Annotated in this window: 18 protein-coding genes; 12 read left to right on the forward strand and 6 right to left on the reverse strand. The window is 73.5% G+C overall.

The genetic code is table 11. The features are described from left to right. Positions 1 to 109: 109 nt before the first annotated feature. From ACIQ9G_RS25765 to ACIQ9G_RS25775, 3 genes are read right to left on the reverse strand one after another with little or no spacing between them, the layout of a single operon-like run. On the reverse strand, positions 110 to 1,447 hold the full coding sequence (locus ACIQ9G_RS25765) for a coenzyme F420-0:L-glutamate ligase (RefSeq protein WP_403613733.1): 1,338 nt from the start codon (positions 1,445 to 1,447) through the stop codon (positions 110 to 112). Next, a complete protein-coding gene (gene cofD, locus ACIQ9G_RS25770; RefSeq protein WP_403613735.1) occupies positions 1,444 to 2,403 on the reverse strand; it encodes a 2-phospho-L-lactate transferase in 960 nt (319 codons plus the stop codon). The genes ACIQ9G_RS25765 and cofD overlap by 4 nt, the downstream gene beginning before the upstream one ends. A gap of 33 nt (positions 2,404 to 2,436) precedes the next feature. Next, positions 2,437 to 2,937, reverse strand: coding sequence for a cysteine dioxygenase (locus ACIQ9G_RS25775; protein ID WP_403613737.1), 501 nt, complete (start codon positions 2,935 to 2,937; stop codon positions 2,437 to 2,439). Between the two features lie 726 nt (positions 2,938 to 3,663). Between ACIQ9G_RS25775 and ACIQ9G_RS25780 the strand changes: the two genes are divergently transcribed. The 3 genes from ACIQ9G_RS25780 to ACIQ9G_RS25790 all read left to right on the forward strand — a co-directional run bounded on the left by ACIQ9G_RS25780 (position 3,664) and on the right by ACIQ9G_RS25790 (position 9,458). Next, positions 3,664 to 3,927, forward strand: coding sequence for a WhiB family transcriptional regulator (locus ACIQ9G_RS25780; RefSeq protein WP_003975777.1), 264 nt, complete (start codon positions 3,664 to 3,666; stop codon positions 3,925 to 3,927). Positions 3,928 to 4,134: 207 nt separating this feature from the next. Further along, the gene (locus ACIQ9G_RS25785; RefSeq protein WP_403613740.1) at positions 4,135 to 7,926 is read left to right on the forward strand and encodes a glycosyltransferase family 2 protein; all 3,792 of its coding nucleotides are present in this window, start codon (positions 4,135 to 4,137) and stop codon (positions 7,924 to 7,926) included. Then, positions 7,923 to 9,458, forward strand: a complete 1,536-nt coding sequence (locus ACIQ9G_RS25790) for a DUF5719 family protein (RefSeq protein WP_403613743.1) — start codon at positions 7,923 to 7,925, stop codon at positions 9,456 to 9,458. Before ACIQ9G_RS25785 ends, ACIQ9G_RS25790 begins: the two co-directional genes overlap by 4 nt. 68 nt (positions 9,459 to 9,526) lie before the next feature. On the opposite strand, the gene ACIQ9G_RS25795 is transcribed toward ACIQ9G_RS25790, so the two are convergent. Beyond that, positions 9,527 to 9,976, reverse strand: a complete 450-nt coding sequence (locus tag ACIQ9G_RS25795) for a metallopeptidase family protein (protein ID WP_356188676.1) — start codon at positions 9,974 to 9,976, stop codon at positions 9,527 to 9,529. A 305-nt stretch (positions 9,977 to 10,281) separates the two neighbouring features. Here ACIQ9G_RS25795 and ACIQ9G_RS25800 point away from each other — a divergent pair, with 305 nt between their 5' ends. The 6 genes from ACIQ9G_RS25800 to ACIQ9G_RS25825 all read left to right on the forward strand — a co-directional run bounded on the left by ACIQ9G_RS25800 (position 10,282) and on the right by ACIQ9G_RS25825 (position 16,287). Continuing rightward, positions 10,282 to 10,704 carry a DUF3499 domain-containing protein gene (locus ACIQ9G_RS25800; protein WP_403613745.1) on the forward strand — a complete coding sequence of 141 codons (423 nt, stop codon included), beginning with the start codon at positions 10,282 to 10,284 and terminating at the stop codon, positions 10,702 to 10,704. A gap of 220 nt (positions 10,705 to 10,924) precedes the next feature. Beyond that, entirely contained in the window at positions 10,925 to 12,289 is a 1,365-nt protein-coding gene (locus tag ACIQ9G_RS25805; protein ID WP_403613748.1) for a phosphomannomutase/phosphoglucomutase, read from the forward strand. 225 nt (positions 12,290 to 12,514) lie between these two features. Next, a complete protein-coding gene (locus ACIQ9G_RS25810) occupies positions 12,515 to 12,685 on the forward strand; it encodes a Trm112 family protein (RefSeq protein WP_086725970.1) in 171 nt (56 codons plus the stop codon). Between the two features lie 28 nt (positions 12,686 to 12,713). Beyond that, on the forward strand, positions 12,714 to 13,841 hold the full coding sequence (locus tag ACIQ9G_RS25815) for an SIS domain-containing protein (RefSeq protein ID WP_403613752.1): 1,128 nt from the start codon (positions 12,714 to 12,716) through the stop codon (positions 13,839 to 13,841). A 145-nt stretch (positions 13,842 to 13,986) separates the two neighbouring features. Beyond that, positions 13,987 to 15,138: a mannose-6-phosphate isomerase, class I gene (gene manA, locus ACIQ9G_RS25820; protein ID WP_403613754.1), complete on the forward strand. Its 1,152-nt coding sequence runs from the start codon at positions 13,987 to 13,989 to the stop codon at positions 15,136 to 15,138. A gap of 168 nt (positions 15,139 to 15,306) precedes the next feature. After that, on the forward strand, positions 15,307 to 16,287 hold the full coding sequence (locus ACIQ9G_RS25825) for a cation diffusion facilitator family transporter (RefSeq protein WP_403613756.1): 981 nt from the start codon (positions 15,307 to 15,309) through the stop codon (positions 16,285 to 16,287). A 71-nt stretch (positions 16,288 to 16,358) separates the two neighbouring features. On the opposite strand, the gene lepB is transcribed toward ACIQ9G_RS25825, so the two are convergent. Then, positions 16,359 to 17,030 (reverse strand): signal peptidase I, encoded by a 672-nt coding sequence (lepB, locus tag ACIQ9G_RS25830; RefSeq protein ID WP_403613758.1) that lies wholly within the window; start codon positions 17,028 to 17,030, stop codon positions 16,359 to 16,361. Between the two features lie 408 nt (positions 17,031 to 17,438). Here lepB and ahcY point away from each other — a divergent pair, with 408 nt between their 5' ends. Next, entirely contained in the window at positions 17,439 to 18,896 is a 1,458-nt protein-coding gene (gene ahcY / locus ACIQ9G_RS25835) for an adenosylhomocysteinase (RefSeq protein WP_403613760.1), read from the forward strand. Positions 18,897 to 19,064: 168 nt separating this feature from the next. Further along, positions 19,065 to 19,682 (forward strand): hypothetical protein, encoded by a 618-nt coding sequence (locus ACIQ9G_RS25840; RefSeq protein ID WP_403613763.1) that lies wholly within the window; start codon positions 19,065 to 19,067, stop codon positions 19,680 to 19,682. A gap of 6 nt (positions 19,683 to 19,688) precedes the next feature. Here ACIQ9G_RS25840 and ACIQ9G_RS25845 read toward each other — a convergent pair whose 3' ends face one another. Then, positions 19,689 to 20,717, reverse strand: a complete 1,029-nt coding sequence (locus ACIQ9G_RS25845; protein ID WP_403613765.1) for an RDD family protein — start codon at positions 20,715 to 20,717, stop codon at positions 19,689 to 19,691. Positions 20,718 to 20,848: 131 nt separating this feature from the next. Between ACIQ9G_RS25845 and ACIQ9G_RS25850 the strand changes: the two genes are divergently transcribed. Next, positions 20,849 to 21,853 (forward strand): stage II sporulation protein M, encoded by a 1,005-nt coding sequence (locus tag ACIQ9G_RS25850; RefSeq protein ID WP_403613767.1) that lies wholly within the window; start codon positions 20,849 to 20,851, stop codon positions 21,851 to 21,853. Positions 21,854 to 22,254 lie beyond the last annotated feature (401 nt).

Below are 22,254 nucleotides of genomic sequence, written 5' to 3' on the forward strand. Positions count from 1 at the left end.
GCGTCTGCGGCATGATCCGCCGGACAGCACGCCTAGGGGGTCGCACGCGGAGAGCGGCGGGCAGCGGCCCCGTGCGGTGGTCGCGGCCGGAGCGGAGACGGGCGGGGTGTCACCGCACCTCGACGAACGCCCCGGCCTCCCGCTCCGGCCGCGGCCTCGGCTGCTCCGCCGGATGCCCGACCGCGACCGCCCCCATCGGGTCCCACCCGGCCGGGAGGTCCAGCACCTCGCGCACCACGTCGCGGCAGAACATCGTCGACGACACCCATGCCGAGCCCAGGCGCTCTCCGGCCAGCGCGACCAGGAAGTTCTGCACCCCGGCGCCGGCCGCCACCACGAACATCTCCCGCTCGGCGCCGTCCCGCCGCGCGTCGCCGTAGGTGTGCGAGCCGTCCATGACGAGGCACGGCACCACCAGGTACGGCGCGTTGCGCAGGACGTCCCCGCGCCGGACGCGCCGGGCGATCGACTCCTCGCTCTTGCCGTCCCGCCGCAGGTCCGCGATCCAGGCGTCCCGCATCGCGTCCAGCAGCCGCGTCCGCGACCCGGCCGACTCCAGCAGCACGAACCGCCACGGCGTGGTGTGGTGCGGCGCGGGCGCGGTCACCGCCGCGGCCACCGCGCGCCGTACCGCGCCGGGGTCCACGGGCTCGTCGGTGAAGGACCGTACGGTCCGGCGCCCGGTCACCGCCTCCCGCACCGCCTCGGAGGTGCCCAGCCGGAACATGTCGTCGCGTGCCTCGCGCACCAGGGCCCGCGCGCCCGGTCCGCCGTCGTCGGCCACGACGTGCGGCAGTCCGCGCACGACGGCGACGGGCAGCCCGGCTGCCTTGCCCTTGACCAGGTCGCCGGCGGCGGCCAGTTCGTCGGCGGTGGCGACGACGGTGGCACTGAGCGGGTTGCCGTGGGCGTCCGTGCCGCCGCGCAGGTCGTCGAGCACGCGGACCCCGGCGGCGCCGATGGCGACGTCCGTGAGTCCCGCGCGCCAGGGCCGTCCGAAGGTGTCGGTGACGATCACCCCGACGGTGACGCCGAGGGCGTCCCGCAGCCCCTCCCGCAGCGCCCGCGCGGACCCGTCCGGGTCCTCGGGCAGCAACAGCACCGTGCCGGGGCGGGTGTTGGAGGCGTCGACGCCGGCCGCCGCCATGACCAGCCCCTGGCGGTTCTCGACGATCCGCAGCGGTCCGCGCCGGGCCACGACCCGTACGGTCTCGGCGTCGATCGCGGCCTCCCGGTCGGCCGCCTCGACGAGCCGTCCCTCCGCCTTGGACACGATCTTCGAGGTGACCAGCAGCACGTCTCCGTCGGCCAGCCCCGGCTCCGCGGCGGCGATCAGCTTGGCGAGATCGTCGCCCTCGCGCACCTCGGGCAGCCCGGCGACCGCCCAGACCCGGTACCCGGGCGCGGCCCCGGCCCCCGGTTCCGCCGCCGGCGGCGTGCCGCTCACGCTCCCCGCACCTCCTCCGCCAGCGCCAGCGCCTCGCGCGCCATCCCGGCCGCCGCGTCCACGTCGGTCATCATCAGCGGCACCGCCCGGCAGCGGATCCCGTCCGCCTCGACCCGCTCCACCGAGGCCGCGTCCACCGCGTCGACGAGCCAGCCGTCCAGCAGGCCCGAGCCGTAGTGCTCGGCCACCGCGGCGGCCGTGGACTCCACGCCGACGGCCGCGAGCACCTTGTCGGCCATCCCGCGCACGGGCGCGTCCCCGACGATGGGGGACAGGCCGATCACCGGCACCCCGGCGTCGGCGATCGCCTCGCGGATGCCGGGGACGGCCAGGATCGTGCCGATCGAGACGACGGGGTTGGACGGCGGGAAGAGGATGACGTCCGCCTCGGCGATCGCCTCCAGCACGCCCGGCGCCGGCTTGGCCTGCTCGGCGCCGACCGGCACGACCGCCTCGGCCGGCACGGAGGCCCGCAGCCGCACCCAGTACTCCTGGAAGTGGATCGCCTTGCGCTCCCCGTCCAGCTCCACGGCCACATGGGTCTCGACGCGGTCGTCGGTCATCGGGATCAGTCGCACCCCCGGCTTCCACCGGTCGCACAGCGCCTCGGTCACCGCGCTCAGCGGGTAGCCGGCGCTCATCATCTGGGTGCGCACGATGTGCGTGGCGAAGTCCCGGTCGCCGAGCCCGAACCACTCCGGCCCCACGCCGTACGCCGCGAGCTCCTCCTTGAGGTGGAAGGTCTCGTCGGCCCGCCCCCAGCCCTGCTCCTCGTTGATGCCGTCACCGAGCGTGTACATCACCGTGTCCAGGTCCGGGCAGACCTTCAGCCCGAAGAGGTGGATGTCGTCGCCGGTGTTGCCGATGACCGTGACGTCCGCGTCGGGCGCGGCCCGCTTCAGACCGCGCAGGAACCGGGCACCACCGATGCCGCCTGCCAGAACCACAATGCGCATGGGGCAAGTCTTGCAGGCGGGTAGGACAACGCGTCAGGCGGACACCGGACGCGTGTCGCAGTGCGGGGCCGCGGCCGTGTGCATCGGCATCTCGGTCAGGCCCGGGTAGTAGACGTGCAGGCTGACCGCCGGCTCCAGCGTGTCGTTGACGACCTCGTGCACGTACCCCGGCGCGAACACCCGCTGGGCGCCCGCCTCCAGCGCGCGCGTGCCGCGCTCGGTGCGCTCGGTCAGCGTGCCCTCCAGGACGGTCAGCACACCGGAGGAGCGGCCGTGGTCGTGCGGCCCGCTGCCCTGCCCCGGCACCCAGGACAGCAGCCACACCTCGTAGCCGGGGCCTGTGCGCAGCCGGTGGTACCAGCGCGTCGTGGCGTCGTACCGGACGAGGTGCTCCCACTGGGAGCGGTCGGCGGCGACGGAGCGGGCCAGGCCGACGAAGTCGGCGACGGTGGACGGGTGCTCGCGCGGCGGCTGGAGGAGGTGCCGGACTTCGAGGATGTCGCCGGCGATCTGGAGGTCGTTGTCGCTGTTCATGGATGCGGTGGGTCCTCGGCGGAAGAGTGGGGGCTGGGGTCTCGCGTACCGTCCGCCCGGGTCACGAGCGGGAGGGTGGCCCTGGATCGGGGGCGGGAAGGGGACAGCAGCCGAGTCGGGATGGACTCAAGGACAGCCGGAGCGCGTTGGGCTCAACAGCTGGAACAGCGACAACAGCTACGGCGAACGGGGGCAGCACCGAGGGACCCGGCGGTGCGGGTCGTGGTGAGTGCCGAGTTCGCGAGCATGCCCACAAGGACAGCGGCTCACACCCCGACTGTCAACTCGACGCCCGGAATGTGGGACATGTTTCACCTCATCCGGTTCATCTCTCAGGTGAAAGGTTTGCTCACCCGGAGTGCGGGACACATGGCGCACATGCCGGGCACGCCGGCCCCGTTGCGGTCCTGTGATCCGATTGTGATCCGGTGCGTCTCGGTGCGCGTGTCGGAACGAGATCGAAGTCCCGGGCGTCCTTCCCGATGCGGGCCCCTCGTGGGTCGCGCCGGGGGTCGGGCGACCTCCGGGCCTCGTCTGCGTGTCGAGGTTTATGCCGATTTGAACACTTTCCGCATGGCCTTGGTTCCGCAGAGTGAATAAGGGGCCCAATAGCAGATCTCAGCTTGACTCGCCCGGAGCAGCACACTTGTAATTTCACTCGTGTCGTTCAGCCGGGATCGGTAACGGCTACATCACGGGGACGCGAAAGACAGACGAGGGGCGCACATGACCGAGCTGGTGCAGCAACTGCTGGTCGACGACGCGGACGAGGAACTCGGCTGGCAGGAGCGCGCGCTGTGCGCCCAGACCGACCCCGAGTCCTTCTTCCCCGAGAAGGGCGGCTCCACCCGGGAGGCCAAGAAGGTCTGCCTCGCCTGCGAGGTCCGCTCCGAGTGCCTCGAGTACGCCCTCGCCAACGACGAGCGGTTCGGCATCTGGGGCGGTCTGTCCGAGCGTGAGCGACGCCGGCTGAAGAAGGCCGCCGTCTGACCCCGGCCTCGGCGCCGGAGCTCCCGGAAAACCGCACATCGTCTTCCCCATGACGTCACGAACGGCCCGTCACCGGTGGGTTATCCACAGGCGGCGGGCCGCTGTGCTGGCCAGCCGATAGTGTGGTCGCTCGTCCGAGACGCCCCGCTGCCCCCACGGGGCACAAGGCGTCCATCACAGTCCACACCGAACCGGGGCCGTATCTCGATGTCCGTGCCCAGTCACACGGCAGCCCACTACGACGCCGCTGCCGCACCGCCGCCCGAACCGGCGCGCGCGTCGGAGTTCGACCCGACCCGCCCGCCCGAGTTCCCGCGACACGTGGTGACCGCCGTGCTCGTGGCGCACGACGGCGCCCGCTGGCTGCCCGACGCCCTCGCCGGCCTGCTCGGCCAGGAGCGTCCCGTGCAGTACGTCGTGGCCGCCGACACCGGCAGCGCGGACACCTCCGCCCAGTTGGTCACCGACGCCCTCGGTGACGACCGCGTGCTGCACCTCGCCCGGCGCACCGGCTTCGGCCAGGCCGTCGACGAGGCCAACCGCACCGCCCCGGTGCTCACCCCGGACGACCTGCCGTACCTGAAGCGCCCCAGCGGCTGGGACCCCGTCACGCGCAGCTGGCGCGACGACGCCTACGACCTGCCCGACCTGCCCCACGGGGAGCCGGTGCAGTGGCTCTGGCTGCTGCACGACGACTGCGCGCCCGAACCCGACGCCCTCGCCCAGCTGTTGCGGGTCGTCGACAACGAGTACGAACTCGGCCGTGACGACATCGCGGTCGTCGGCCCCAAACTCCGCGGCTGGTACGACCGCAGGCAGCTGCTGGAGGTCGGCGTCACCATCGCGCACTCCGGCCGCCGCTGGACCGGCCTGGACCGGCGCGAACAGGACCAGGGCCAGCACGACCACGTGGGTCCCGTGCTGTCGGTGTCCACCGCCGGGATGCTGATCCGGCGTGACATCTACGAGGAGCTGGGCGGGTTCGACCGCAGGCTGCCGCTGATGCGCGACGACGTCGACCTGTGCTGGCGCGCCAACGCCGCCGGGCACCGCGTCCTCATCGCCCCCGAGGCCGTCGTACGGCACGCGGAGGCGTCCTCCCGCGAGCGCCGCACCGTCGACTGCGTGGGCCGCACCGCCGCCTCCCCGCACAAGGTGGACAAGGCGGGCGCCGTCTACACCCTGCTCGTCAACACCCGCACCGCGGCGCTGCCGTGGGTCCTGCTGCGCCTGGTCTTCGGCACCCTGCTGCGGACCCTCGCCTACCTCGTCGGCAAGGTCCCCGGACAGGCCGTCGACGAGATCCGCGGCCTCATGGGCACCCTGCTGCGGCCCGAGCGGATCATCGCCGGGCGGCGCAGGAGAGGCCGTCCGCAGGTGGACAAGGGCGAGCTGCGGGCCCTGTTCCCGCCGCCCGGCGCGACCATCCGCGCCACCGTCGAACAGATCGCGGGCAACCTCGTCGGCCGCTCCGACCCCGAGGTGTCCTCTGCGGGCCGGCACGGCGGCGCGGTCGAGTCCGGACCCGGCGGCGACGACGCCGACTTCCTGGAGATCGAGCAGTTCGCCCGCCTCAAGCGCATCGGCCGCAAGCCGGGACCGGTGCTCTTCCTGGTGCTGCTGCTGGTGTCCCTGGCCGCCTGCCGGGGCCTGCTCGGCGGTGGCGCGCTCGCGGGCGGCGCCCTGCTGCCCGCCCCCGCCGACTCCTCCGAGCTGTGGTCGCGCTACCTCGACGCCTGGCACCCGGTGGCCGCGGGCGGCACCCCGGCCGCACCGCCGTACCTCGCCCTGGTCGCGATGCTGGCCTCCGTGCTGTTCGGCTCCACGGGCCTCGCGGTCACCGTCCTGCTGGTCGCCTCGGTGCCGCTGGCCGGGTTCACCGCGTACTTCGCCTCGCGCCCGCTCGTCGAGTCCCGGCTGCTGCGCGCCTGGGCGGCGGTCGTGTACGCCTTCCTGCCCGCGGCCACCGGCGCGCTCGCCGGCGGCCACATCGGCACCGCCGTCCTCGCCGTGCTGCTGCCGCTCCTCGCCCGCGCGGGCGTCGCGGCGAGCGGCCTTGCCAATGCCTCCGGCGCGCGCGGCGGTTGGCGCGCCGCCTGGGCGTACGCCCTGCTGCTGACCCTCACCACCGCGTTCACGCCGATCGTCTGGCCCGCCGCGCTCGTCCTCGGCGTCGCCGTACTCGCCGTGCGCCGCGGCGAGATCATGGCCTACGGACTGCGGTTCCTGGCCCAGTTGGGCACCCCGCTGCTGGTCCTCGCACCCTGGTCGCTGACGCTGCTCCCGTTCGGCTTCTTCAAGGAGGCCGGCCTGGAGTACGGCGCCTCGGCCGCCTCCGCCCTCGACCTGCTCGGCGCGAGTCCGGGCGGCCCCGGCACCCTGGACGGGCTGCTGCTCATCGGCATCGTCCTGGCCGCGCTGGCCGCCCTGCTGCGCTCCGAGCGGCAGGGCGGGATCCGCGCGGCCTGGGTGGTGGCGCTCGTGGGGCTGGTCCTCGCCGTCCTGTCCAACCACTCCACATGGGCCGGTCCCGCGACCCTCGTCTACGGCCTCGCCCTGCTGGTCGCCGCCGCGCTCGGCGCCGACGGGGCCCGCGCGCGCGTGGCCGAGCAGAGCTTCGGCTGGCGCCAGCCGGTCGCCGCGCTGATCGTCTTCGCGTCGGTCGCGGGTCCCCTGCTCGCCGCCGCCGGCTGGATCATCCGCGGCGCCGACGACCCGCTGGAGCGGCGCGACCCGGTGCAGGTGCCCGCGTTCGTCGCGGAGGAGGCCAACACCCGGGACCAGGCCCGCACCCTGGTCCTCGACAGCGACTCCCCGGCCCACGTCGGCTACACGCTCGTACGCGGCTCCGGGGCCCGCATGGGCGACGCCGAACTGGCCGCGGCGGGCGGGTCGAACAGCAGGCTCGACAAGGTCGTCGCCAACCTCGTCGCCGGTTCCGGCGCCGACCAGGCGGGCCAGCTCGGCGGCTTCGCGGTGCGCTACGTCCTCGTGCACAAGGGCGCGCCCCGCGAGGTCAGCCGGGTCCTGGACGCCACGCCCGGCCTGGCCCGGCTCAGCCAGCAGGACGGCAGCGCCCTGTGGCGGGTGGACCAGGAGGTCTCGCGGGCCGCCCTCGTGCCCGCCTCCGGCACCGGCACCGCCCAGCCCGTCGCCGCCGGTCCCGTCGAGATCCACACCACGATCCCGGCCGGTTCGGCGGCCCGCGTGCTGCGCCTGGCCGACTCCGCGGACGCGGGCTGGACGGCCACCCTGGACGGCAGGCCGCTCACCCGGACCACGGTCGACGGCTGGGCGCAGGGCTTCCAGCTCCCCGCCACCGGCGGCAGGCTGGACGTCACCTACGACGACCCGGCCGGCCACATCGCCTGGCTGTGGGCGCAGGGCGCCCTGGCCGTCGTCCTCGTGGTGCTCGCCCTGCCGGGCCGGCGCCGCGACGTCGACGACGACCTGCCCGAGGAGCCGCTTCCCGCCCAGGCCGGCGAGGGCGAGGGCCGCCGGGCCCGCCGTCTGCGCGCCCAGGCGGAGGCGGAGGCCGAGCAGAGCGCCCAGGACGGCCTCGCGGGCCAGGACGAACCCGGCGGGCCGGGCGCGCCGCCCGCCGAGGAGGAGGACCCCGCAGCCGTGCCGCACCAGGCGCAGTACGGCGACTGGGACACCACCGGCTACCCGCAGGGCGACTACGGCACCTACGGCGGCGAGCAGTACCAGGACGCCCAGCACTACGCCCAGGGCGCCTACGACCCGGCGTACCAGAGCGGCCAGTACCAGAGCGGCGGCGGGCCCGACGCGCCGTACCGGGCCGGCCAGTACGAGGGCGGCCAGTACGACCCGTACGCCTACGGCGGCCAGGCACCGGCGCCGTACGACCAGGCCTACCAGCAGGGCTACGACGAGCCCTACGACGAGTCCTACGAGGAGCCGTACGACCCGGCGCGGTCCCACCCGCACGGCCCGCACGGCATCGGCAGTGAGCGCCCCGACGGGAGCCAGCAGTGAACCGCACGACCCTGTCCCTGATCGCGGGGGCGACCGCGCTCGCCGCCGTCACCGGCTTCGCCGCGCTGACCACCCCGGACGCCTCCGGGGCCGGCGCCGCCAAGGCAGCCGCCCACCTGCCCGTGGAGCGCACCACCCTGGTCTGCCCCACCCCGAGCACCTCCGACATCGCCGACACCTCCTACACGTCCTTCACGCCGGTCACCCGGGGCACGGACGGATCGGGCAAGGCCGAACTCCAGTCCGCCGCCGAGGCGTCGGACACCGGCACCGGCAGCTCGCCGGGCGCGGAGACGGGCAAGGACAAGAACAAGGGCGGCGCCGGCGCGAAGACGGCCGGCAAGCCGGTCCTCCAGCCCAAGGCACCCGGCACGCCGGTCACCGGGGTCGTCTCCGGCGCGGACGCGCCCGCGCTGGTCGGCACCGCCGAGGGCGGGTTCGCCCCCGGCTGGACCCTGCAGGAGACCACCGAGGTCGCGGCGGGCACCGGGCGCGGACTCCTGGGGGTCAACTGCACCGCGCCCGACACGGAGTTCTGGTTCCCCGGCGCCAGCACGGCGTCGGCCCGGTCCGACTACCTCCACCTGACGAACCCGGACGACTCCGCCGCCGTCGTGGACATCGACCTCTACGGCAAGGACGGCGCGCTGAAGTCCACGGTGGCCGACGGCATCACGGTGCAGCCGCACGCCACCGAGCCGGTCCTGCTGTCCACCCTCGCCGACACACCGCAGGACGACCTCACCGTGCACGTCCGGGTGCGCAGCGGACGGGTCGGGGCGGCCGTACAGGCGCTCGACGACCAGCTCGGCGGGGACTGGCTGGCGGCGTCCGCGGACCCGGCCGACAGCCTGGTGCTGCCCGGCATCCCCAAGGACGCCACCTCCGTGAAGCTGATCGCCTTCACGCCCGGCGACGCGGACGCCGACCTGAAGGTGCGGCTGGCGTCGCCGTCCGGGCTGATCACCCCCGCCGGGCACGAGACGGTGCACGTCAAGGGAGGTATGACGACCGCGGTCGACCTGGGCGACGTCACGCGTGGTGAGGCGGGTTCGCTGGTGCTGACCTCCTCGTCCCCGTCCGTGCCGGTGATAGCGGCCCTGCGGGTGGTGCGCGGCAAGAGCGGCCGGCAGGAGACGGCGTTCATCCCGGCGACGAGCCCCGTCGCCGCGCGGGCGACCTCGGCCGACAACAGCGGCAAGGGGTCCACCCTTTCGCTGACGGCGCCCACCGGCACCGCCCAGGTGAAGGTCACCGCGTCGGCGGGCAGCGAGGGCGGCACGGCCGCCTCCAAGACGTACACGGTGAAGGCGGGCACGACGCAGGACGTCGACCCGCCGGTGCCGGCCGGTCTGAAGGGCACGTACGCCCTGACGGTGGAGCGTGTCTCGGGCGGCCCCCTCTACGCCGCCCGGACCCTCGCGTCGGAGCACGAGGGCGTCCCGGGCTTCACGATCCAGACGCTCCCGGACGACCGGGGCATGGTGTCGGTGCCGGAGGCGGACCAGGATCTGTCGGTGCTGCAGAGGTAGGCGGCCCGGCCGTGGCAGATGAGCGGCGCCGTCCTCCCCGGCGGGAGGGCGGCGCCGCGTCCGTTCGCTCAGTCCTCCCCGTACCGGGGATCCACCGTCTCCGGAGTCAGGCCCAGCAGATCGGCCACCTGCTCCACCACGATCTCGTGCACCAGCGCCGCCCGCTCGTCCCGCCCCTTGGTGCGGATCTCCACCGGCCGCCGGTATACGACCACCCGCGCCCGGCGCCCGTCCCGCGCCGCGACCGTCCCCCCGAGGGGCACCGCCTCGTCGCTCCAGACCCGCCCCGGGCCGTCCAGCCGCGGCACCTCCAGCACCAGGAAGTCGATGTCGGCGAGCTGCGGCCACCGCCGCTCCAGACGCTCCACGGAGTCCTGCACCAGATCCGCGAACACCTCGGCGCGGCTCGCGGCGAGCGGCACCTGCGGCGGCGCGATGGGGCCGCGCATGCCCCGGCCGTGGCGATCACGACGACGGGGCCCGGGGCCGGCGGCTCGGGGCGGTACACGGTTGTCCATCACTGGTGAAGCGTAGTCCCCGGGGGGTTCGCCCGGCCCGCTCCGCGCCGCATCCCGGACACCGCGCCGCCCCGCTTCACCGCATGATCCCGGATGTCGCCGGATGCCCATTCCGGCCAAGATTGGGCTCGATTCCGTATCTCTCCGAGCGCGAGGAGCGCAAGGCTTTTGACGTTGTTTGTGTCGACCTGTAACCACGCCCGGAGTCGATCGGGATTCCGCCACCGGACGTCCGCGCAGGTCAGCAAGGTGGGGCAGAAGGGGTGTGTGGGGCGTTTCACACTACGACACGGGGGAGTGACCTGGTGGAGAGTCGTCGCGGCCCGCTCAAGAGTGCGGTACCGTCCAACGTCGTGAGCCCTGTACGTCGCTGTTCGCGCACCGCCTGCGGCCGACCCGCCGTCGCGACGCTGACGTACGTCTACGCCGACTCGACCGCGGTCCTCGGCCCGCTCGCCACCTACGCCGAACCCCACTGCTACGACCTGTGCGCCGAGCACTCCGAGCGCCTCACCGCCCCGCGCGGCTGGGAGGTCGTCCGGCTCCTCGACGGCTCGGCCCCCGCCCGCCCCAGCGGCGACGACCTCGAAGCGCTCGCCAACGCGGTGCGCGAGGCGGCCCGGCCCCAGCAGCGCGCGGCCGAGGGTGGCGGCGGGCCCCGCACGGCCGACCCGATGGAGGTCGCGCGCCGCGGCCATCTGCGCGTGCTCCGCTCGCCGGACAACTGAATCGGTTCGCCGCCCGCCCGCGACCGGTCGTCACCGTCCTGCGCCGTCCCCCTGCCGCGGTCCCGTGTCTCGCCCCGGAGTCCCCTGCCCCGCACCGGAGTTCCGCCTTCCACCCGTCCCCGCCGCGACGGCGTGCCGGCGGCCGGGCCGCCCCAGGGGGTTCCCCCGGCCGGTACGGGTAGTTTGTGGGGACCGATTGGACCATCAAGAAGGGTTGGCCGTGGCTGCTGATCTGTCGCAGATCGTGAAGGCGTACGACGTACGCGGAGTGGTCCCGGACCAGTGGGACGAATCGCTGGCCGAACTCTTCGGGGCGGCCTTCGCGGAGGTGACCGGCGCGAGCGCGCTCGTGACCGGGCACGACATGCGGCCCTCGTCGCCCGGCCTGTCCCGAGCCTTCGCGCGCGGCGCCGCGCTGCGCGGCGTCGACGTCGTCGAGATCGGCCTGTGCTCGACGGACCAGCTGTACTTCGCCTCGGGCGCGCTGAACCTGCCGGGCGCGATGTTCACGGCCTCGCACAACCCGGCCCGGTACAACGGCATCAAGATGTGCCGGGCGGGTGCCGCACCGGTCGGCCAGGACACGGGACTGGCCGAGATCCGCGAACTGGTCGAGCGGTGGCGCGAGTCCGGCGCCCCGGAACCGGTCGCCCGGCCGGGAACGGTCACGCAGCGCGACACGCTGGACGAGTACGCGGCACACCTGCGCTCCCTGGTCGACGTGAGCTCCATCCGCCCCCTGAAGGTCGTCGTCGACGCGGGCAACGGCATGGGCGGGCACACCGTCCCGACGGTCCTCGCCGGCCTGCCCGTCGACCTGGTGCCGATGTACTTCGAGCTGGACGGCACCTTCCCGAACCACGAGGCCAACCCCCTCGACCCGGCCAACCTCGTGGACCTGCGGCGCCGGGTCCGCGAGGAGGGCGCCGACCTCGGCCTCGCCTTCGACGGCGACGCCGACCGCTGCTTCGTGGTCGACCAGCACGGCGAGCCGGTCTCCCCGTCCGCGGTCACCGCGCTCGTCGCCGCGCGCGAGCTGGCCCGGCACGGCGGCCAGGGCATGATCATCCACAACCTGATCACCTCCTGGTCGGTCCCGGAGGTCGTGCGGGAGAACGGCGGCACGCCGGTGCGCACCCGCGTCGGCCACTCCTTCATCAAGGCCGAGATGGCGCGGACGGGCGCGATCTTCGGCGGCGAGCACTCCGCGCACTACTACTTCGAGGACTTCTGGAACGCCGACACCGGCATGCTGGCCGCGCTGCACGTCCTCGCGGCCCTGGGCGGCCAGGACGGCCCCCTGTCGGCGCTGGTCGCGCAGTACGACCGCTACGTCGGCTCCGGCGAGATCAACTCCACTGTCGACGACCAGGCGGCCCGCCTCGCCGCGATCAGGACGGCCTACGAGGGCCGCCCGGACGTCACCCTCGACGACCTCGACGGCCTCACGGTCACGGCCGCCGACTGGTGGTTCAACGTCCGCCCCTCCAACACCGAGCCCCTGCTCCGCCTGAACGCGGAGGCCCGCGACGAACCCACCATGGCCAAGGTGCGCGACGAGGCCTTGGCGATCATCCGGGCCTGAAACCCCCGACCGCCACCCAGGACCCGGGGGCGGAGCCGCGCCCCCGGGCGTCACGGCGGCGGTCGGCAGCCTCGCGGGTGGCGGCAGCCACCCCGCGGGACGCGGCCGCCGCCACCCCCACGCCCGGCACCCCGCCCCCGGCCCGACCCCCTCGCACCGGCGGTACCCTGACCAGGCACGTCCCGTACCACCCACACCGCACGCCCGCCCCCGAAGGGAACCCCCATGCCGCTCGAAGCCGGCCTCCTGGAGATCCTCGCCTGCCCGGCCTGCCACGCCCCCCTCAAGGAGCAGGACGCCGAGCTGATCTGCACCGGCCAGGGCTGCGGCCTGGCCTACCCGGTCCGCGACGGCATCCCCGTCCTGCTCGTCGACGAGGCCCGCCGCCCCGCGTAACCGACCCGGCGATCGGAGGCTGCCGCCCATGCTCGACGAATCGCTGCTCGACAACCCGGACCAACTCGCCGAGGCCGACCGCCGCGGACTGCTCCGCGGCGCCGCCGAGGCGGGCGCCCGGGTCCGTACCGCCGCCCGGCACGCGGCCGAGGCAGGCGTCAAGGACCTCAAGCCCGACGGCCGCCCCCGCGCCGTGCTCATCGCCGGACCGGGCGCCGCCGCCACCCAGGCCGCCGACCTCCTCGGCACACTGGCCGGCGCGGGCAGCCCCGTGACCCGGCTGGCCCCCACCGGCGTCGCCCCGGCCGCGGGCGCCCTGCGCTGGGAACTTCCCGGCTGGGCAGGCTCCGTCGACCTGCTGCTGATCGCCACCCCGGACGGCACCGAGCCGAGCCTGTCCCTGCTCGCCGAGCAGGCCTACCGCCGCGGCTGCGCGGTCGCCGCCGTCGCCCCCGCCCACACCCCGCTGGCCGAGGCCGTCGCGGGCGCCCACGGCCTGTTCGTACCGATGGCCACGGCCCCCTACGACCAGGACGAGCCCTTCCCCGCCTCGTCGCCCGGCGTGCTGTGGGCGCTGCTCACCCCGCTGCTCGCGCTCCTGGACCGCATCGGCCTGCTCGCCGCCCCGCCTGACGCCCTCGAGCGGGTCGCCGACCGGCTGGACCACATCGCCGAGCGCTGCGGGCCCGCCATCGCCGCCTACAGCAACCCCGCCAAGACACTCGCCGCCGAACTCACCGACGCGCTGCCCCTGATCTGGACCGAGGGCACCTCGGCCGGCGCCGCGGGCCGCCGTTTCGCCGCCGCGCTCGCCGAACTGTCCGGCATCCCGGCGGTCGTCGCGGAACTCCCCGAGGCGCTCGCCGAGCACGGCGCCCTGCTCGCCGGTCCGCTGGCCGCCAGCGCCGACCCGGACGACTTCTTCCGCGACCGCGTGGAGGAGGCGCCCGCCCTGCACGCGCGCGTGGTGCTGCTCCGCGACCGTCCGCTCGACGGTCTCACCGCCGCGCCCAGCGCCCGTGAACTGGCCCTCACTCACGACACGCCGATCAGCGAGCTCGAACCGGAGTCCGGCGGCGAGATCGAGAGCCTCGCGGAACTGATCGCCGTCACGGATTTCGCCGCCGTTTACCTCGCGCTCGCCTCGAGGGCCTGATCTGGACGTCGACGCCCCGAGACCGTCCGAAGACCGTACGCAGGGTGTCCGGCCGCCGTACCCACGGCGGCTCCGCGTCGTCCACCGAGTGACGCGCCACAGGACGCGCCGCAAGGCGCGAAGAGAAGCCGGCAGGAAGAAACGCATGGACCGCCTCGACAACACCGTCCGCCCCTACGCCTGGGGTTCCACCACCGCCATCCCGCGGTTGCTCGGAGTCGAGCCGAGCGGCGAGCCGCAGGCGGAGATGTGGATGGGCACCCACCCGGGCGCCCCCTCGCGCACCGGGCGCGGCACGCTCGTCGAGGTCGTCGAGGCCGACCCGGAGCGGGAGCTGGGCGCCGCGGCCGTCGCGAAGTTCGGCCCGCGCCTGCCCTTCCTGCTCAAGATCCTCGCCGCCGGCGCCCCGCTCTCCCTCCAGGTGCACCCCGACCTGAAGCAGGCGCGGGACGGCCACGCGGACGAGGAGCGGCGCGGCGTCCCCATCGACGCCCCGCACCGCAACTACAAGGACGCCAACCACAAGCCCGAGCTGATCTGCGCCCTCACCGAGTTCGACGGACTGTGCGGCTTCCGCGACCCGCGACGCGCCGCCGACGTGCTCGAAGGGCTCGGCGTCGCCTCCCTCAAGCCCTACGTGGACCTGCTGCGCGCCCAGCCCGAGGACGCGGCGCTGCGCGAGGTGCTCACCGCCCTCCTCACCGCCGACCGCGAGGAGATCGCCGGCACGGTCGCCGAGGCCGCGGACGCCTGCGCCCGCCTCGGCGGCGCGTACGCCCCCTACGCCGACATCGCCCGCCACCACCCCGGCGACCCCGGCGTCCTCGCGGCGATGCTGCTCCACCACGTCCGGCTCCAGCCGGGGGAGGCCCTGTTCCTCGGCGCGGGCATCCCGCACGCCTACCTGAGCGGCCTCGGCGTCGAGATCATGGCCAACTCCGACAACGTCCTGCGCTGCGGCCTCACCCCCAAGCACGTCGACGTCCCCGAACTGCTGCGCGTCGTCCGCTTCGCGTCCGGCGGCCCCGGCGTCCTGCGCCCCGAGGCGGCCGCTGACGGCGAGGAGGTCTACGACACCCCCATCGACGAGTTCCGCCTGTCCCGGTACGTGCTGCCCGAGGGCGGCGAAGTCCGCGACCTGTCCGCCGGCACCCCGCAGATCCTGCTCTGCACGGCCGGCTGCGTGCGCGCGGGCGAGTACGAGCTCGCCCCGGGCCGCTCCGTGTTCGTACCGGCGGGCGAAAAGGCCGAAGTGTCCGGCGCCGGCACGCTCTTCCGGGCCACGGTCGTCGTCTGAGGCTACGGGGCCGGTGGCCCGGGGTACTCCATTCGCGCCGGGCTGCAACAATGGCCCCCCGGCAAAGGACGGGCAAAGCCCCTGGGGCGCACACGCCACCCGCGTGCGGCGCCCGGGACACACCCGGCTGCGGGCCTACGGACGACGGCGAAGGGACAACGCGAACACATGAGCGCGTCAGGCGGCACCAAAGCGATCGTGGCGGCACTCGGCGCCAATCTCGCGATCGCGGCATCGAAGTTCGTGGCCTTCGCCTTCAGCGGCTCGTCGTCGATGCTCGCCGAGGGCGTCCACTCGCTCGCCGACTCCGGCAACCAGTTCCTGCTGCTGATCGGCGGCAAGCGCGCCCAGCGCGAGGCGACCCCGCAGCACCCCTTCGGCTACGGCCGCGAGCGGTACATCTACGCCTTCCTCGTCTCCATCGTGCTGTTCTCCGTCGGCGGCATGTTCGCCATCTACGAGGGCTACGAGAAGATCAAGCACCCGCACGCGGTGGAGCACTGGTACTGGCCGGTGGGCGTCCTCGTCTTCGCGATCATCGCCGAGGGCTTCTCCTTCCGCACGGCCATCAAGGAGTCCAACGAGCTGCGCGGCAAGCTCTCCTGGGCGCAGTTCATCCGCCGCGCCAAGGCGCCAGAGCTGCCGGTGGTCCTGCTGGAGGACTTCGGCGCGCTGATCGGTCTCGTCCTCGCCCTCGGCGGCGTCGGCCTGGCCCTGATCACCGGTGACGGCCTCTGGGACGGCATCGGCACCGTCTGCATCGGTGTCCTGCTGGTCCTCATCGCCCTCGTGCTGGCCGCCGAGACCAAGTCGCTGCTGCTGGGCGAGGCCGCCGGAGCCGACGTCGTCCGGCAGATCGAGAAGGCCACCGTCGACGGCGACACGGTCACCCGCATCATCCACATGCGCACCCTCCACCTCGGTCCCGAGGAACTGCTGGTCGCCGCCAAGATCGCCGTGCGGCACGACGACACGGCCGCCGAGATCGCCACCGCCATCGACGCCGCCGAGGCCCGCATCCGCGCCGCCGTCCCCATCGCCCGCGTGATCTACCTCGAGCCGGACGTCTACAGCGAGACCGAGGCCGCGAAGGGCCCGGACCGCGAAGCCACCCCCGGCGGCCCGGCACCGAGCCCCGCCGGGCACTGATCCGTCCGCACCCCTCGACGGGGCCCGCCGAAATCCTCGGCGGGCCCCGTCGCCCGTTCACGCCGCCGGTGTCACAGGTGCCCCGGCCACAGCGTCGACGTCAGCGCCGCGGGCCGCCGCCGCGCGGCCCTGGCCGCCACCGCCAGCGCCGGCCCCACCACGGCGAGGACCAGCCCGAGGAACGCGACCACGCCGAGCAGCCCCGGCACCATCCGCTGATCGGTCACCCGGCCCTGGAGCGCCCCGAGCGGCACCGTCCCGCCGTGGTCGTCGGGGAAGGCACGGGAGTCCCGCGCGTTCGACCGATGGTCGCCGAGCAGGAACACCCGCCCGTCGGGCACCCGCACGTCGTACGGCCGGTGCGTCCCGTCCCCGACGCCGTCCCGCACATACGGCTCGTCGAGCGCCCTGCCGTTGACGAGGATCCGCTCCTGGGCCGTCCCCAGGCCCGAGCAGCACACGACACGGTCGCCGCCCACGCCGATCACCCGCTGCACCACGGGCGCGGACTGGTAGCGCTCCGGCGCCGTGTACAGCACCACGTCGCCCCGCCGCACCTCGGCGCCGTCGATCCGCTCGAGGACGAGCCGGTCACCGACGCCGTACGTGGGCGACATGCTGTCGCCGCGCACCTCCGACAGCAGGTAACCCGTCCGCAACCACACCAGGGACGCGATCAGGAGCAGCACCCCCAGAGGTCCCACCACCCACGCCGCCACCCGGAGTCTGCGCGCCTTCTCCATGACCACTCCCTCCCCATGCGGCACATCCGCGGCGCACAGGCTAGCGGCGGCCCGCCCCCGCTCCGCACGGGTCCAGCGCAGGCCAGACCCCTTCGGGTCCACCCTCGGGCCCACCTGGGACCTCCCTTCCCGCCCCGCCCCCAGCCCCGCCGGGTCCCGCGAATCGGCCCGATCTGTCCGGAGACGGACTGGGGAGTGCCGGGGGTCGCGGTGTAGCTTGGGACGAAGCCAGACGTCGCTGCTGATGGCGGTCGGGCGGTCCCGTGGCGGACCGGCCGAGGGAGAGAGGGCCTCCGACGGACTGCGCTGCGCGTACGCGGGCATGCCTGTGTCCTCTTCGGGCACCCCTGTGTCCGCCGCCGCGCAGGTCAGCCGTACCTCTCGCCCCAACCCGAGGAGCAGCCCGTAATGACGACTGTCGACAACCGACAGGACTTCAAGGTCGCCGACCTGTCCCTGGCCGAGTTCGGCCGCAAGGAGATCACGCTCGCCGAGCACGAGATGCCGGGCCTGATGGCGATCCGCAAGGAGTACGCCGAGCGGCAGCCGCTGCGCGGCGCCCGGATCACCGGATCCCTGCACATGACCGTGCAGACCGCCGTCCTCATCGAGACCCTGGTGTCCCTGGGCGCGCAGGTCCGCTGGGCCTCCTGCAACATCTTCTCCACCCAGGACCACGCGGCCGCCGCCATCGCCGTCGGCCCGGACGGCACGCCCGAGAACCCGCAGGGCATCCCGGTCTTCGCCTGGAAGGGCGAGACCCTGGAGGAGTACTGGTGGTGCACCGAGCAGGCTCTGACCTGGCCGGACACCCCCACCGGTGGCCCGAACATGATCCTGGACGACGGCGGTGACGCCACCCTCCTCGTCCACAAGGGCGTCGAGTACGAGAAGGACGGCAAGGTCCCCTCCGTCGACACCGCCGAGTCCGACGAGCACCGCGTCATCCTCGAGCTGCTGACCCGCACCCTGGGGGAGAACCCCCAGAAGTGGACCCAGCTGTCCTCCGAGATCCGCGGCGTCACCGAGGAGACCACCACCGGCGTCCACCGCCTGTACGAGATGCAGCGCGACGGCGTCCTCCTGTTCCCGGCGATCAACGTCAACGACGCCGTCACCAAGTCGAAGTTCGACAACAAGTACGGCTGCCGCCACTCCCTGGTCGACGGCATCAACCGCGCCACCGACGTCCTCATCGGCGGCAAGACCGCCGTCGTCTGCGGCTACGGCGACGTGGGCAAGGGCTGCGCGGAGTCCCTGCGCGGCCAGGGCGCCCGCGTGATCGTCACCGAGATCGACCCGATCTGCGCGCTGCAGGCGGCCATGGACGGCTACCAGGTCACGACCCTCGACGAGGTCGTCGACAAGGCCGACATCTTCATCACCACGACCGGCAACAAGGACATCATCATGGCCTCGGACATGGCCAAGATGAAGCACCAGGCCATCGTGGGCAACATCGGCCACTTCGACAACGAGATCGACATGGCCGGCCTCGCCAAGGTCCCCGGCATCGTCAAGGACGAGGTCAAGCCGCAGGTCCACACCTGGACCTTCCCCGACGGCAAGGTGATCATCGTCCTGTCCGAGGGCCGCCTGCTGAACCTGGGCAACGCCACCGGTCACCCGTCGTTCGTGATGTCCAACTCCTTCGCGGACCAGACCCTGGCCCAGATCGAGCTGTTCACCAAGCCCGACGAGTACCCGACCGGCGTGTACACGCTGCCCAAGTACCTCGACGAGAAGGTCGCCCGCCTCCACCTGGACGCGCTCGGCGTGAAGCTGACCAAGCTCCGCCCCGAGCAGGCCTCGTACATCGGCGTGGAGGTCGACGGCCCGTACAAGTCGGACCACTACCGCTACTGAGCCGCACCCGCGTCTCACCCTGGTCCCCGAGGCAGGCCCCCGCACCCCCGTGCCGGGGGCCTGCCCCTTTCGGCCGGACCCACCGTCGCGCCCGCCGGCCCGGCCTTCACACCGACCCGACCGACCCGCGGCGGCGACCCGACCCGCCCGTCACGACCCAGGACCCCCATGCCCCGCGGCCGCTATTCGCTCCACGACCCGCACGACCACACCCCCCTCTACGAAGAGCACTTCCAATGCGCCCCCGGCCCCTCCGGCTGGCGCTACGTCTCCCGGATCACCACTCCCACCGGCGACCACCACGGCTCCGTCGACCTCGCACTCGACGAACTCGGCCGCCCCCTCCGGCTGGAACTGCACGCGGGGAACTGGCAGGTACGCGGCGCCGCACTCGACGGCGTCACCTGGGTCCGCACCGACCCCACCGGAACCCATGCCACCGAAGGCAATGTGCGCGCCCACGCCTTCACCGGCACGTCCCCCGCGTTCCTCGTCGCCACCGCGCGTCTTCTGCGCCTCACCCCCTCCGCTCCCGCGACCCGCGTACGCCTCGTCGCCCTCACCGACCCGGTCCTCGCCCCCCGCACAGTGGACCAGTCGTGGGCGCTGGTGAAGAGCGAAGCACACACCACTGACAGCGGCCCCCTGACCGTGGACGAATACCAGGTCACAGACCTGGACACCGGCGAGCGGCACACCGTGCACCTCGCCGGCGACGTGGTGCTGGCCGCCCCCGGCGTCGAACTGGAGGACCTCCAGTCACCGCCGTCCGCCTTCGGCCCCTGACCGGTCCTAGGCCGGCGGTACGAACCCGGTGGCCGGCCGCTCCGCCGACGACGCCTCCTGCTGCGCGTCCTGCTGCGCCTCCTGCGGCACGACAGGCGGAACCGAGGACGGGACGACAGGCGGGACGCCGGGTGCGCCCGCCCCGGAAGCACCGCTCACGCCCGTCTCCGGGCGCCCACTCGCCGAGGGCGGGGCGAAGCCGCCCACGCCGGGAGCGGTACCGACCGCCGCACCGTCGCCCACGACCGCCGCGCCACTCCCACCTGCGGTCCCTCCCGCGGCCGCACCGGGCCCGAACACGCGCCGCGCCTCGCGGGCCTGCCGCTCCTGCAGCACCGCCGCCAGATACATGGCCGGGGGAACCTCGGGCGGCGCCGGAGTCCCGGTCCGGGCCGCGAGATCGGCGGTGAGCCGCTGCGCCATGCTCCAGCCGACCTGCGGATCCAGCTGCTGCATGCGCGTCAGGTACTGCCGGACCGCCAGCCACAGCCCGTCGGGAACCGCCGAGAGGTCGAGGCCCGAGAAACGCCCGGCCAGCCACGGCGGCGGCGGAGGCACGGAAGCCGCATGGCCGGCCGGCACCCGCTCCCGTACGACCAGCGTGCCCGCGAACACGTCGCCGAGCCGGCGCCCCCGGGCCGACACGAGCGAGGCGATGCAGGCGATGACCCCGAAGGTCATCAGGATCTCCACCACGCCGATCGCACCCCGCACCAGCGCGTGCCGGAACCGGATCGGACCGCCGTCGTCCCGCACGACGCGCAGCCCGCACGCCATCTTCCCCAGCGACCGCCCGTGGCTGAGCGTCTCCACCGCGATGGGCCCGCCCACCAGTACGAGCAGGAAGGTCGCGATGGACACCGCGATCTGCGCCGCATCGTCCAGCGAAGCCGTCGCGGCCATCAGAGCCACGGTCACGGCTATGTAGACCGCCATGGCCACCGCGAGATCGAGCAACACGGCCAGCGCCCTGCTGGGCAGCCTCGCAGGGCGCAACTCCAGCGCCACCGCCTCGCCCGTCACCAGCTCACTCACGCCTGCCGTCCTTCCCCTGACCCACCTCGAAGACGGTCAGTCTGCCAAGCTGAGGCCGTGCGCGTCCCAGTAAGACAAGCTGACACTTCCGACGAGCAGTAGAACAACCAGCCGAGGAGCAGGCAGACACGATGGACCTGGACGTCTTCGTCTCCGCCCACCGAGCCGAGTGGGACCGCCTCGACGCCCTGCTCCGCCGCCGGCGCCGCCTCACCGGCGCGGAGGCCGACGAGCTCGTCGCCCTGTACCAGCGCGCGGCCACCCACCTCTCCCTGATCCAGTCCAGCGCACCGGACCCGCAGCTGACCGGACGGCTCAGCCAGCTCGTGGCCCGCGCGCGCAGCGCCGTGACGGGCACCCGCCGCGCCTCCTGGCGCGACGTGACCCGCTTCCTGCTGCACGGATTCCCGGCCGCCGTCTACCGGGCACGCCACTGGTGGGTCCCCACCGCCCTGGTGTCCACGGTCGTCGCCGTCCTCCTGGGGTGGTGGATCGCCGCGCACCCCGAGGTGCAGAGCACCATCGGCGCCCCCGGAGAGCTGCGCAACCTGACCCGCCCCGGCGGTGAGTACGAGACCTACTACTCGAGCCACCCCGCGGCCGCCTTCGCCGCCCAGGTCTGGACGAACAACGCCCAGGCGGCCGCCATGTGCCTGGTGCTGGGCGTCTTCCTGCTCCCGGTGCTGTGGATCCTCTTCGAGAACATGCTGAACCTCGCGGTCGGCATCGGGCTCATGTCCTCGGCCGGCCGGCTCGACACCTTCGTGGGCCTGATCCTTCCGCACGGCCTGCTCGAACTCACCGCCGTCTTCGTCGCCGCCGGTACGGGACTGCGCCTCGGCTGGACCCTGGTCGACCCGGGCCCGCGCCCCCGCCGCACGGCGCTGGCCGAGGAGGGCAGGGCCGCGGTGGGAATGGCGATCGGCCTCGCGCTGGTCCTCTTCGTGTCCGGCGCGATCGAAGGCTTCGTCACTCCGTCCGGCCTGCCCACCTGGGCCCGCATAGGCATCGGCGTCGCCGCGGAGCTGCTGTTCCTCGCGTACGTCTATGTCCTCGGCGGCCGCGCGGCCCGGGGCGGCGAAACGGGTGACGTGGAGGCGGCGGAACGAAGCGCCACGGTGCCGACGGCCGCCTGATGTGCGTGCACACCTGCTGAGCTGCTAGTCTCCTCTTCGCCCCACCGGAGCCGTTGACACGGAGCGGGTGGGGAGGTAGATTCGAACAGTTGCCTGGAGCTGGGCTTGAGTCCAGATGGGCGGCCAGTGAGCATCTATACGACTTCCGGGAACGAAGATTTCCGAGAAGCACCTCCCGATAAATCGGAAACGATGGCCGGTCAAACCGGCGCGAAACTTCTGATAAAGTCGGAACCGCCGGAAAGAGAAACGCGGAAGCGGGAATCTGGAAAGCACCGAGGAAATCGGGTCGGAAAGATCTGATAAAGTCGGAAACGCAAGACCGAAGGGAAGCGCCCGGAGGAAAGCCCGAGAGGGTGAGTACAAAGGAAGCGTCCGTTCCTTGAGAACTCAACAGCGTG

The sequence above is a fragment of the Streptomyces sp. NPDC096152 genome, assembly GCF_044763235.1.
Classification (GTDB): Bacteria; Actinomycetota; Actinomycetes; order Streptomycetales; family Streptomycetaceae; genus Streptomyces.

Coding starts and splice junctions, on each gene's coding strand:
- lepB (WP_403613758.1), bottom strand. CDS start 17,030: ATGGAGAAGGCGCGCAGACTCCGGGTGGCGGCGTGGGTGGTGGGACCT.
- ACIQ9G_RS25850 (WP_403613767.1), top strand. CDS start 20,849: ATGGACCTGGACGTCTTCGTCTCCGCCCACCGAGCCGAGTGGGACCGC.
- ACIQ9G_RS25815 (WP_403613752.1), top strand. CDS start 12,714: ATGCTCGACGAATCGCTGCTCGACAACCCGGACCAACTCGCCGAGGCC.
- cofD (WP_403613735.1), bottom strand. CDS start 2,403: ATGCGCATTGTGGTTCTGGCAGGCGGCATCGGTGGTGCCCGGTTCCTG.
- ACIQ9G_RS25775 (WP_403613737.1), bottom strand. CDS start 2,937: ATGAACAGCGACAACGACCTCCAGATCGCCGGCGACATCCTCGAAGTC.
- ACIQ9G_RS25780 (WP_003975777.1), top strand. CDS start 3,664: ATGACCGAGCTGGTGCAGCAACTGCTGGTCGACGACGCGGACGAGGAA.
- ACIQ9G_RS25785 (WP_403613740.1), top strand. CDS start 4,135: ATGTCCGTGCCCAGTCACACGGCAGCCCACTACGACGCCGCTGCCGCA.
- ACIQ9G_RS25840 (WP_403613763.1), top strand. CDS start 19,065: ATGCCCCGCGGCCGCTATTCGCTCCACGACCCGCACGACCACACCCCC.
- manA (WP_403613754.1), top strand. CDS start 13,987: ATGGACCGCCTCGACAACACCGTCCGCCCCTACGCCTGGGGTTCCACC.
- ahcY (WP_403613760.1), top strand. CDS start 17,439: ATGACGACTGTCGACAACCGACAGGACTTCAAGGTCGCCGACCTGTCC.
- ACIQ9G_RS25825 (WP_403613756.1), top strand. CDS start 15,307: ATGAGCGCGTCAGGCGGCACCAAAGCGATCGTGGCGGCACTCGGCGCC.
- ACIQ9G_RS25795 (WP_356188676.1), bottom strand. CDS start 9,976: ATGGACAACCGTGTACCGCCCCGAGCCGCCGGCCCCGGGCCCCGTCGT.
- ACIQ9G_RS25810 (WP_086725970.1), top strand. CDS start 12,515: ATGCCGCTCGAAGCCGGCCTCCTGGAGATCCTCGCCTGCCCGGCCTGC.